Below are 11627 nucleotides of genomic sequence, written 5' to 3'. Positions count from 1 at the left end.
GGCCTGGGCGGCGCGCTCGGGCACGCCGGCCTCCACAAGAGCGGCGCCAACGCATGTAGATGGTGTGCCACGGGCCGTAGACGGCCGGCAGATCGCGCCAGGGGCAACCCGTGCGGGCGCGGAAGAGCACGGCTTCGCAGGCCTGGCGATTGGGCACGGCTTGGGCAAAGCCTTTTTTGCCGTGGGGCCGGGGGAACACCGCTTCGATCTGGCGCCACTGCTCGTCGCTAAACCAGTAAAGCCGGCCGGGGTCGGCCGGCGCCATGACCCAGTTATCCATGCCGGTAAGATCATAGACGTAAGCCCACACTTCAACTTAATTGTGAACACGCCCTAGCGAGACGAATCTACCCGTATTTCGAAATACTTTCCGAAAGCGTTATCTTTCGGACCATGACGTATGGGAATCTGCTCCGTTTTTCCTTTAGCTGGGCGCTGCCTTCAGCGGCACTGCGCGACCCCGCCAACACACAAACCACTCCGCTCCACTTTGCTCGGATTCCGATCCCAGTGTGGAACTTAGGTTTTGGGCGGCATTTGATCCTCTGCGCGGCTGGCGCCAGCGGCTCAGTTGCGCCTCCACAAAGCTTCGGCTACCTAGCGCTACCCCATAAGTCAAAAACCGCAGCCTACACCGCAAACGTTCACCAAGCGGCAGCTCCCCTTTCTGCTCCTCAACCACCCGCTGGGCCTGCTCAAGGCTGATGACGGCCTGCTCAGGCTTCGAAGCTACCACACCGGTCCGGAACAGCCGTTGCCGGTACTCTGCGCCCACTTCGGCCCAACTGGCCTTTTCCGGTTCGAAACCCAAAGCGCGGCTCAATCCGGCACGCAATGAACCCTGGCCCGAGCTTACCGCCTCTCCGTACCCGCAATAACGGTAGTCCTTCGGGTCGGTGCAGAACCCCGCGCGCACCGGATTAAGGTCAATGTAGAGGGCCACAGCTTGCAAGGCCGTGCCGTCCTGGACCAACAGGCTCTTGAAGCGCTCGGCCCATAGCGGGCCGAAACGCTTCTGCCGACGGTTAAACCATTGGGCAAAGCAACCCTTAAGGTCCTTGAGGAAGCTGGAGAGGTTGAACATCCGCGCCTGTAAGGTTTCGCGCAACTCTTGGGCGGCTAGCTCGCCGCCGGGGGTCTCCCCCTGAAGTACGCGCTGGAGGGCTTGCCGGCGCGCCTTGCCGTAAAGACCTTCAACGCGGTCCAGCAACTCGGGGTCGGACAGCCGGCGGGGCTGGGGAACCTCGCATAGAAGGTGGAAATGGTTTGACATGAGCGCGTAGGTCGCGATGGAGATGCAGCTAAAGGCGGCCAGTCGGTGCATCAGTCGCACAAAGTGCTCGGCTTCCTCCGACCCTGGGCCGACCGTCTGGAAGATCCGCTGCCCATTGGTAACGCGCGATATGCAATGGTAAAAGCTGGGGTTGGCGGTGCCTTTGAGTCGCGGGAGACGCATGGGGACAACAAAAATATATAACAACAATTCATGTTGTTTCAATATCCTTTTTTGGTTACGAGAAACTTATTCGGACCTTCCGAGAAGCGAAGGAAAGGTATCTTGCTAACGCATAGCTTTCCGCCAGCTTAGTTCCGTCTGATCACCGCTGCTCGGCGGCATCTCCTCGATGGTGTTCGTCGCGCCTGGGGGAGGCCTATTCTGGACTCCGGGAAATGGGCCTGTCGTTGAATGGAAGGCGCCTCCTGTTTGTGCCCTGCCTTTAGTAAAAGCTTGCAGACCGATGTTCTTCCTGCCGGTAACGCAATTTCACCCTGTCAGAGCTTTCGGGCCAAGCGATCGCCGAACCGTCGCAGGCCAAGCGATCGCCGCCTCACAGAACGCCCTCCGGACCTGTCCCCAACAGTCCCCAACACCGGGACCTGTCCCCGAAGCCAACGCCGTAGCCGTCACAAAGCGCCCTTAACTTAGCGCCATTGGGACCTGTCCCCGAAGCTTAACGCCGGCCTCCACTAACATCGGGACCCGTCCCTGGCACCGTGACACCAGACCTGTCCCTGACGCATGACGGACCTGTCCCCAACCCCAGTATCCGATTTTCAAACCGGTAGGTTTACCGGAATTTCAGATCGGCGCTGACACGGACCTGTCCCTGAGGCGGTCTTGAGGCAGGTCTGTCGGTTTCTAGAGCGGGCGGACCGTATTCGCCGCAAGGGTTGAAGGGAGGGGTTACGATCAGTCGCCCCGTCCGGGCAACGGCGACGGCGACCCGGAGAGTGCCGGTACCGCAGAGCGGACCAAAAACCGGTGCAATCAGCTTGAGAACGCGTTTGGCTTAGAAAAATGACTGAAGGACGGGCTGAAACCGCCGAAATAGCAGATCAGAAAGCACCCGAAAGAGAACCGCGAGTGCATTGGCGCCAAATGACCAAATCGTAATCCGGGAGGGGTCGCGCAAAAAAAAGCTTGGCGCCACGAGGCTCTACGATTAAGGAATGTGTTCAAATGAACATGGAACCGTGGCTGCTCAATGTCAGACGTGAACTTACCCGTATAGTCGGCCTGTTGGAAGCAAAAATCGAACGGCATGCCGACCTGTTACTCTGGACGTTTTCACCGATTGTGGCTTTAGGGTTGGCTCTCGACCATTCCCCGCTTTCCGGGCGTTACCTTCAGCCGCTTGCGCAGGTGATTCTCCTGGTCTTGATCGCGCTGCTGCTTCCGTTGCCGTGGTTATTTGTTCCATCACGCCTGGGGGCGTTTACCGGCAGCCGTTCACGCAATCGCCGTAAGGGAGTAAGGGTAAACTGGCGGGCGCTGATCAGTGTGCTCCAGTGCGGGCTGATGTGCGTCTCGAACGGGTTTCTGGCTTTGTTTGTGTTGTGCGTTGTTCACCGTAACCTTCAGGGTGGGTTTGAATGCCTGGTCATGGCGGCGCTGCCAATCGTGGCACTCTGGGAAACGGTTTACCTTGAAGAACGGGTTGTCCGGCCGGTGATGGCCAATGCAGGGCTGGTGGCCTGGATCGCACGTTTGAAGTTTGACGTTGTCGCCACCCTGGGGTCATGCGGACTGGCGTGCGTGCTCTTTTACGCGTTTTTGCGGATGTCGATTCTCCCGGGATGAGCATCCTGCGGTTCTGAGTGCGCCGCGGGCTGGCTTGGAACGAACCGGTAGAACCGGTGCTGCAGGGCCAGGGCGCGCTAAGAAAGTTTTTTGGCGTGCGCTTTGAGTTCATCAAGGCCGACGAATTCCAGGGCAGAAGCGTGCGTCGCTTCCAGGATAACCGGGGGCGCCACGCCGGCTTGAAGTGCATCGGTCCAACGGGTAACGCAAAGGCACCAGCGGTCCCCCGGTTTCAGGCCCGGAAAATCGAATTCCGGGACTGGCGTGATCAGGTCGTTGCCCTGGATCCGGCTGAACTCCAGAAATTCCCGAGTCATTTCCGCACAGACGAAATGCATGCCGCGATCAGTTGCATCTGAGCGGCAGAAGCCATCGCGGAAGTAGCCGGTGCGCGGCCTTAGGCAACAGCACCGTAGATCGGTGCCGAGAACATTTCGGGCGGACCAGCCGCGCGGGACTTCGCCGAAGGAGGACATACGGTAGGGGGTGACGAATAACGGATGACCGGCAAAGCGCTATAGCATTGTTATAACGTTATAAGTTACGCGTTACGCATTACGCATTAAAGCGCGTTGGTGTGCTGCCGGAGGTGCAGGGCGCGAAACTCGACGGGTTGCATGCCGTGGTACCGGCGGAATAACCGCCGGAAATAGTCGGCCGTTTCAAAACCGCACGCCGAAGAAATCTCCTTTACGTTGAGCGCGGTGAGCAGCAAGAGGTTTCGGGCGTGTTGCATGCGACAACGGTGAATGGCTTCGGTGAGGCTGTGGCCGAACGATTCGCGGTAAATGCGTCCAAGGTAGTCCGGGTTGCAGCACAGGCCAGCGGCGATCGTGGAGGTGGTGATCGGTTCACGGAATCGTCTGGTGATCATGACGTGAGCCTGAGAAGCCAGGCTGGCGGTGCTATGGGCACGGTCATTTTGTCTGCAAGACTGTGTCGCCACCTCGAGAAGCATAAGCTTAAGCAGCACGCTGGCGTAATTGGGTTCGAGGCGGCCCCGTTCCTGGTCATCGAGAAACCGGTGAAACAGCTCGACCAGCCGGAGCGATTCCGGCAAACAGGCGCGTTGCGGGACGGTCACCGCCGCCGGGGTCTGGCACCGGGCACGAAGGTGGAAATGAACCCAGTAAAAGGACGTGTCGCGTTGGTACGGGGCGAGCGGACCATGGCGTCGCCGCGGCCAGAGCACGAGGGTGTGGCCGGGGCCGAGTTCAAAACGTTGTTCCTCCTCCCAGAGATGCAGGGTCCCGGAACGCATCAGGATCAGTTCCCACGAATCCAGTTTCCTTTCCGGGTGCCACCCGGAACCGGAGGAGACAAAGAGCCCGCCGTTGCAGGCGTCCAAGGGACTGGCCGTAGAGACTTGGAGCGTGGAGGGTTTCGCTGTGCCGGGAGAATGCATCGAGGGTCGGAATCGTCCGGGTTTTCTACAGGTGAGTTTAGTTGTCGCGGTGCACGGGTCCAATAGATTTAGCTATGGAATCTCCCTGGGCCCCGCTGCCGCGTCGACAAGTGACCATTCAGGACGGATTTTGGAAACACTGGCGGGACCTGATCGGCCAGACCACGTTGCCTCACCAGTTTCACCAACTGGAAGCCGGGGGCCAGATCGACGCGATGACGCTTGACCAAAGGTTCCACCGCGGGTGGGAACTTGCAGACACGTGGCGTTCCGCCGGGTACTGGGGCGGGAGCGTTTTCTGGGATTCCGATCTGGCGAAGTGGCTGGAAGCTGCTGCCGGCCGGCTGGAGCAGCAGCCCGACCCGGCGCTGGAGATGCAGGTAGACCAGATCATCGGCTTGTTTGAGCAAGCGCAGTTACCCGACGGTTACGTTAACTCGCATATCCTGACCTGGCGCCCCCAGCATCGATTCAAGAACCTGCGTGACTTGCACGAGCTGTACTGTGCAGGGCACCTGATCGAGGCGGCCGTGGTCCATTTTGAGGCGACCGGGAAAGATCGCTTGCTCAACGTTGCGCGCCGGTTTGCCGATCTCCTCGTCAGCAAATTCGGGACCGGACCCGGCCAGCTCCGGGGCTACCCCGGCCATCCCGAAGCCGAACTTGCCCTCATCCGGTTATACCGGGTGACGGGCGACAAGCGGTACCTCGACCTTTGCCGGTTTTTCATCAACGAACGCGGCCGGAGTCCGAATTATTTCGAGCAGGAGGCGGTTCAACGCCTCGACACGCGTCCGTTCCGGCCGGAACACCCGGGGTCGCCGTTCGCCTACATGCAGGCCCACGTGCCGATCCGGGAACAAACCAAAGTGGCCGGGCATGCGGTACGGGCGATGTACCTTTTCACCGGGGTGGTCGATCTCGCGCTCGAGGACGGCGACCAGGAACTGCTCAACGTCTGCGAACGCCTGTGGCACGACGTGGTAACAACAAAGCTGTACGTGACGGGCGGAATCGGTTCAGCGTCTGAAAATGAAGGGTTCACGCGCGACTTTGACCTGCCGAACGAAAACGCATACGCGGAGACCTGCGCATCGATCGGTTTATTTTTGTTCGGCCATCGCCTGCTCCAGGGGCGCCTTCGGAGCGAGTTCGGCGACGTCATGGAGCTGGCCCTATACAACAACATTCTCTCCGGCATCAGCCTCGACGGGAAAGCGTTCTTCTACGATAACCCCTTGATGAGCCGTGGCCAGCACCGCCGCGTTCCGTGGCCGTGGTGGTGCCCGTGTTGTCCGCCTAACCTGGCCCGCCTGGTTAGTTCCCTGTCCGGCTACCTGTATTCCGAGCGGGCGGGAGAAGTGGCGGTGCACCACTACGTCACCAGCGAAGCGCAGGCGCGAAACGTCACGTTAAACGTGATGAGCGGGTTCCCGTATTCCGGACGCACCGTCGTCAAAGTGCAACCGAAACAATCAACCGAACTTACCCTGTGGTTCCGGCTGCCGGGTTGGTCGCGCGGAAGCCACCAGGTTCGGGTTAACGGCACTGAAGTAACGGCGGCGCCCGTCGAAGGTTACCTGCCGATCCGCCGGACCTGGGCGGAGGGCGACGAAGTCGAGCTGCAATTTTCGATGCCGGTCCGCTCCCAGTTCGCCCGTCCCGAAGTTGAGGCGGACCGGGGACGGGTTGCGCTTAGCCGTGGGCCGCTGGTTTACTGTCTCGAACAAGCTGACAACGGTCCTGACCTGGAGGGTGTGACGGTGCCGCGGGATGCCGAATTCCAAGCGGTCGAACGGCCCGAGGTACTGGGCGGCACAACCGTCCTTACCGGCCCGGGGTCGCGCGAGCAGGCGCAAACAAAACAGCTTTACACCGACGAACCGCCGGCCGTTGAACGCGTGACGCTCACCGCCGTACCGTATTATTCCTGGGGCAACCGGGAGCCTGGAGAAATGCAGGTGTGGGTCCGATATTGTGCGTCCTAGCGAATAGAGGATATGAACGCGTTCGAGGCCCTGCCACGCTGGTGGATCACGGCGGTTGCGGTCATCATCACGGCAATCCTGCTTTCCCCGTTTTATTGGGTATTGCTTGGGAGTTTCATGACTCCGGCGGAACTCTTTGCCACCCATATCGTCTTGATACCCCAACACTGGGCGGTGGGGAACTGGTCGGACGCGTGGAGCCGCTTATGGCCCCACGTGCGCAACAGCCTCATCGTCAGTGCGGCGACCGCGATCGGCACGCTCCTCATCACCGCCCCTACCGCTTACTCCGTAAATTGGTTGAAGCCGCGCGGCCGCCAGGCACTCTCTTCGTTCATGCTGGTGACCCAGATGCTGCCGGCCATCGTGTTCGTGATCCCGTTGTTTATTGTTTTTTCCAAGATCAACCTCGTGAACACGCTGTTTGGCCTGATTCTGGCCGACATGACGTTCACAATTCCGTTCGCGCTGATCATGTTGTCCGCGTACATGAAGGACTTGCCGTACGAGCTTGTTGAGGCTGCCCTGGTGGACGGTGCCAGCCAGATACGCGCGTTTTTCATGGTGGTTCTGCCCGTCACCCTTCCGGGTCTCATTACCGTCGGCATTTTCAGCTTCCTGATTCCCTGGGGCGACCTCATCTTCGCGCTGAGTCTCATCACCGAGGGTGGCCTGCAACCGTTGACCCTTGAACTCTACAAAGCGGTGGGCCAGTACGGCATCGAATGGTCGTTTCTGTTGCCGGGCAGCGTCCTTACGGCAATTCCGGCCGTCCTTTTCGTCATCTGCGCAAGCCGGTTCATTCTGGCCGGCGTGACGCGGGGCGCCATCAAGTAACCCTTCTACCCGGAACGATGATGAAGCTTAACGCCAGAACGCCACCAAACGACCCGCCGGCAGTCCGCGTGCCGGACGGCAAACCGGCAGTTGCGGATCAGCCCCGACTCGCAGGAAGGAAGAGGCCCCGTTTCGATACGATGCCCTACCTGTTTATCCTGCCTTGCGTCCTTTTCTGCCTGATCCTGCTGCTTTACCCGGTCGTGTACAGTCTGACGCTGAGTTTCCGCCAGGCCACGGTCGACACCTTTGTGAGCGGGGACATGCCGTTCAACGGGCTCATCCAGTACCAGGCCGCCCTGGCCGACCCGGTTTTCTGGAGGGCGGTCATCAACACCGTCCTTTTCGCGTTTTTCAGCATCCTGTTCCAGTTCACCATCGGCTTTCTGCTGGCGCTGCTTTTTCAGGTTAACTTTCCGCTCAAGAATCTGTGCCTGGCGCTGCTGCTGATTCCATGGGTGTCACCGGTTCTGACGGCTGCGAACATTTTCAAGGGGCTGTTCAATGAGGCCGGCCCGATTAACCAGTTTGCCCATCTGGTCGGCCTGGGGCCGTTCCCGTGGCTGGCAAACCCTGCCTATGCCTTTCCGGCGACCATCGTTGCCAACATCTGGATCGGTTTTCCGTTCAATTTCGTCCTTTTGTACGCGGGTATGCGCAGCATTCCCGTGGACGTCTACGAGGCTGCAAGGATTGACGGGGCGCACTACTGGCAGCGGGTGGCCAAAATCACGTTGCCGATGTTGAAGCCGGTCTCGGTCGCGGTGCTGATGCTCGGGACCATCTACACGGTGAAGGTGTTTGACCTGGTCTGGATCATGACCGGCGGCGGCCCCGCCAACGCAACTCACCTTTTGTCCACCTACGCCTACCAGGTGGGGTTCTCACTGCTGAATTTCGGTGAAGCGGCGGCCATCGCGACCCTGATGGTTCTGCTGGTGCTTCTGCTCAACCTTTTGCAATTGCTCTTGCGGCGGGCGTGAGTGGCCGGACGCCCGCCGCCCGCCCGCTTTTTCAAAACTTCAAACCCAAATCACCAAACTACCAAATGAAAAGAAATACCCCCAGAAAACCCGGGCTCGCTTGGCTGAGCCTGTTCGGTTGTACCCTTATGGGAGCCGGACTGGCGAGTGCGCCGGCCGAAGTGACCAACGTCGAAATCGTCCATTACTTCAGCGTGCAAGGCCAGACCGACGCCCTGAATCAGGTTCAGAAAGATTTCGAAGCGGCTAACCCTGACATAAAGATTCACTACACGTACGTGCCGTTTGCTCAGTTGGTCAGCCGCACCCTGCAGATGGCTGCCGTGCACAAGCCACCGGCTATTGCGGCGATCGATAACCCGGACGTCCTGCGCATCGCGAAAGCCGGCATTCTCAAAGATATCTCCGCCGAGGTAAGCAAGTTCCCGGTCTGGAACGAGATTTATCCTGGACCCAAGGCTGCGGTATCGGACGGCAGCAAGGTCTACGGCATGCCGATCGGCAGTAACAGTCTCGCCATCTTTTACAATAAAAAAATGTTCGCTGATGCGGGGGTATCCTCGCCGCCCAAGACGTGGGCCGAACTCACTGAAGCCGCCACCAAAACGACCAAACCCCCGGTGTACGGGATCGTCTTCTCCGCGGTGAATACCGAGGAATCGACGTGGCAATGGGAACCGTTCCTCTGGAGCAATGGCGGCAGCCTGGGCGAACTTGACTCGGAGAACGCCCGGGCCGCGCTTCAACTCTGGGTCGATTGGGTGAAAAAAGGTCTGGCTTCCCGCGACGTCGTGAACTGGGACCAGGGAGACGTGCCCAACCAGTTCGAAACCGGGCGCGCGGCCATGATGGAAATCGGCCCCTGGAGACTCGGGACCGTGAAGAAGAGCGGCATTGATTTCGGGATCACGACTATTCCGGTACCGAAAGAAGGGGAGAAACCGGTGGTGCCGTTGGGTGGCGAGGTCTGGTGTGTTTTGAAGGGTGACTCCAAGGTCGAGCAGGCGGCTATCAAGTTCATAGAGTTCACCCAGGAGCCTGAGCGGCTGCGGAAGATTTGCGATACGTTCAATTACATCTCGTCCATCCGCAGCGTGGCCCAGCAGCAGGGCCAGGCGAATGCCGACCTGCTGCCGTTTGTAGAGCAAATGGATACCGCCCGGGCCAGGTCGCAGGATGGCGGGGCGCAGTACCCGGCGATCTCGTTGGCGGCGCGAACGGCCATCCAGAAGGCGTTGACGGGTCAGGGCAGCGTCGAAGCGGCATTGAAAGAGGCGGCGGCGAAGATCAAGCCGCTCCTGGGTACGAAGTGAGCCGCCGGCGGGCTCCCGGAGAGCGCGCTGGGCAGGAGTTGGTGCACTCAGTGCCTGGTGCCTTGGGCAGAGATGTCCCGGCAGGAAGGTTGTAACCGATGAAAGAACCTGGAGAAACTTTTCAAGCGATTCTGGCGGGCTGCGGCGCTATGAGCCGCGAGTGGCTGCGGTGCGCGCAGGAACTGGGCATTGAAGTCGCGGCGCTGGTCGACGTTTCTCCGGAGGCGGCGGAGGCGCGCGGGAAAGAATTCAACCTTACCGGCCCGATCTTTCGTGCCTTGCCGGAAGCGATCGCGGCCGTGCCGGCGGAGATCCTCTTCGATTGCACCATCCCGGCCGCGCACCTGGAGGTATCGGGAACGGGACTCCGGTCCGGCCTGAATGTGCTGGAGGAAAAGCCGCTGGCGTTGGACCTCCCGGGTGCGCTCGAATTGGTCCGGCTCGCCGAAACGGCGGGCCGTCTTCATGTGGTGCAGCAGAACCGGCGGTTCAAACGCGGCATCCGCCGGCTGCGCCAAATGATCGAGTCCCGGGCAATCGGCGACGTAACCACCGTCCACGTGGACTTCTTCATCGGCGCTCATTTCGGCGGGTTCCGGGACAAGATGCGTCATGTTCTTCTGGCCGACATGGCCATTCACCCTTTCGATGCGGCGCGTTTTCTGGTGCAGGCGGATGGTGAATCGGTGTATTGCGAAGAATGGACGCCGGCTAATTCCTGGTATGAACATGGATCGTCGGTGGTGGCCATTTTCAGAATGACCAACGGCGTCCGGTTCAGCTATCGGGCCAGTTGGTGTTCCGAAGGATTCCGGACCGCCTGGGACGCAAACTGGCGGGTGATCGGCACCGAAGGCACCTTGTGGTGGGACGGCGAGAGTGAGGTTCGCGGGGAGCGGGTCCGGCCGGTGCCAGGCGCGCTGCTGTACGAAACGGACGCCATCCTGCTGGAAGGGGAACCTGACCCGGCACTAACGCGGGGTCACTTCAGCGTGATGAAGCAATTCGTCGACGCGTTACGCGGCGGCCCGGCGCCGGAAACGCGTTCGTCCGACAACTTCCACAGCCTGGCGATGGTGTTGGCAGCGATCCAGAGTGCCGAAACGGGGCAACGGGCGGCGTTGGCGACGCTTTGAGCTGCCCGGCACTGCAGGATCAGCCGGTTAATCCGGGGCGATCACCCTGCAGGATTCGGAGCTGAGCCAGGAGCTTGTCCAAATTCCTGGCATGGGGCGCACCGGAGTCGTTCGCCGGTCCCGGCCGGAGCGCGTATTGCTGCCGGAGTTTCCCGGCGATGGTAGGGCGTTCCCGGCGGCCTTTCTGGCGCCGGATCTCCTCCGCCTTAACCTCGCTGCGCGTCTTCCGGCAGCGTTTGGCCTCGAGTTCCTCGACAAGCATGCGTCGGGCCAGGAAGCGGTTGAGCGCCTGGCTGCGCTGCTGGCAACACCGGATTCGTACACCGGTGGGCCGGTGAAGCAGCACGACGCCACCGCCCTTAGCTAAGGTTTCCTCGATCTCGTTTTCCGCACAGCCGACCGCCTTCATGCGTGCGGCCAGCGCGCTGGCCTTCTTATCAGACACCGGAAACAACGGCACGCCTAATTTAATCACAAATCGGCGCTTCCGGCGAAGCGGTTTTGATCGGCCTGGAGTTTGGAGCGGGCAAACGTTTGCCGTGGGCCTAATTTAGGCATGGCCGTGGACGTTCGTTGTCCTTGCGCCGCTTCGCGTTTACATTCGTGCTGTCATGTCTTCCGACGAACTTCTCACGACGAATCGCAAGGCGCTCACCATCAATTTGGATGAGGCCAAATACGGCACCTTCGCCGAAATCGGCGCCGGGCAGGAAGTGGCGCGCCACTTCTTCCAGGCTGGCGGGGCGGCCGGCACGGTGGCCAAGTCCATCTCGGCCTACGACATGAAGTTTAGCGACGCCATCTACGGCAAAAGCGCCCGCTACGTCTCGCGCGAGCGGCTGGCCTTGATGCTCGAGCACGAGTACGGGCTGCTGTTGGAACG

At 60.4% G+C, this 11627-nt stretch carries 12 protein-coding genes; 7 read left to right on the top strand and 5 right to left on the bottom strand.

What is annotated here, in order from left to right:
- The coding region (locus JO015_03540; protein MBV9998166.1) for a transposase at positions 1 to 265 on the bottom strand (265 nt) is incomplete at its 3' end.
- A 159-nt stretch (positions 266 to 424) separates the two neighbouring features.
- Positions 425 to 1456, bottom strand: a complete 1032-nt coding sequence (locus JO015_03535; protein MBV9998165.1) for a transposase — start codon at positions 1454 to 1456, stop codon at positions 425 to 427.
- A gap of 1005 nt (positions 1457 to 2461) precedes the next feature.
- On the opposite strand from JO015_03535, the gene JO015_03530 reads away from it, so the two are divergent.
- Positions 2462 to 3082, top strand: coding sequence for a hypothetical protein (locus JO015_03530; protein MBV9998164.1), 621 nt, complete (start codon positions 2462 to 2464; stop codon positions 3080 to 3082).
- Between the two features lie 77 nt (positions 3083 to 3159).
- Here JO015_03530 and JO015_03525 read toward each other — a convergent pair whose 3' ends face one another.
- Together JO015_03525 and JO015_03520 are read right to left on the bottom strand one after the other, a co-directional pair.
- The gene (locus JO015_03525; protein MBV9998163.1) at positions 3160 to 3558 is read right to left on the bottom strand and encodes a DUF2237 domain-containing protein; all 399 of its coding nucleotides are present in this window, start codon (positions 3556 to 3558) and stop codon (positions 3160 to 3162) included.
- An 86-nt stretch (positions 3559 to 3644) separates the two neighbouring features.
- Positions 3645 to 4430: a helix-turn-helix domain-containing protein gene (locus JO015_03520; GenBank protein ID MBV9998162.1), complete on the bottom strand. Its 786-nt coding sequence runs from the start codon at positions 4428 to 4430 to the stop codon at positions 3645 to 3647.
- Positions 4431 to 4561: 131 nt separating this feature from the next.
- Here JO015_03520 and JO015_03515 point away from each other — a divergent pair, with 131 nt between their 5' ends.
- The 5 genes from JO015_03515 (at position 4562) to JO015_03495 (ending at position 10744) form a co-directional block, all read left to right on the top strand.
- Entirely contained in the window at positions 4562 to 6475 is a 1914-nt protein-coding gene (locus tag JO015_03515) for a glycoside hydrolase family 127 protein (GenBank protein ID MBV9998161.1), read from the top strand.
- Positions 6476 to 6487: 12 nt separating this feature from the next.
- The gene (locus tag JO015_03510) at positions 6488 to 7312 is read left to right on the top strand and encodes a carbohydrate ABC transporter permease (GenBank protein ID MBV9998160.1); all 825 of its coding nucleotides are present in this window, start codon (positions 6488 to 6490) and stop codon (positions 7310 to 7312) included.
- A 140-nt stretch (positions 7313 to 7452) separates the two neighbouring features.
- Positions 7453 to 8295 carry a sugar ABC transporter permease gene (locus tag JO015_03505; GenBank protein ID MBV9998159.1) on the top strand — a complete coding sequence of 281 codons (843 nt, stop codon included), beginning with the start codon at positions 7453 to 7455 and terminating at the stop codon, positions 8293 to 8295.
- Positions 8296 to 8360: 65 nt separating this feature from the next.
- Positions 8361 to 9608: an extracellular solute-binding protein gene (locus JO015_03500; protein MBV9998158.1), complete on the top strand. Its 1248-nt coding sequence runs from the start codon at positions 8361 to 8363 to the stop codon at positions 9606 to 9608.
- 98 nt (positions 9609 to 9706) lie between these two features.
- Positions 9707 to 10744, top strand: coding sequence for a Gfo/Idh/MocA family oxidoreductase (locus tag JO015_03495; GenBank protein MBV9998157.1), 1038 nt, complete (start codon positions 9707 to 9709; stop codon positions 10742 to 10744).
- 19 nt (positions 10745 to 10763) lie between these two features.
- Here the strand turns inward: JO015_03495 and JO015_03490 are convergent, their stop codons facing one another.
- On the bottom strand, positions 10764 to 11219 hold the full coding sequence (locus tag JO015_03490) for a peptide chain release factor-like protein (GenBank protein MBV9998156.1): 456 nt from the start codon (positions 11217 to 11219) through the stop codon (positions 10764 to 10766).
- Positions 11220 to 11355: 136 nt separating this feature from the next.
- Between JO015_03490 and JO015_03485 the strand changes: the two genes are divergently transcribed.
- The coding region (locus JO015_03485) for a TonB-dependent receptor (protein ID MBV9998155.1) at positions 11356 to 11627 on the top strand (272 nt) is incomplete at its 3' end.

The sequence above is a fragment of the Verrucomicrobiota bacterium genome, from assembly GCA_019247695.1.
Lineage (GTDB): Bacteria > Verrucomicrobiota > Verrucomicrobiia > Chthoniobacterales > JAFAMB01 > JAFBAP01.
Note: the sequence above shows the minus strand (reverse complement) of the source record. Positions and strands in the feature narration are given on the sequence as shown.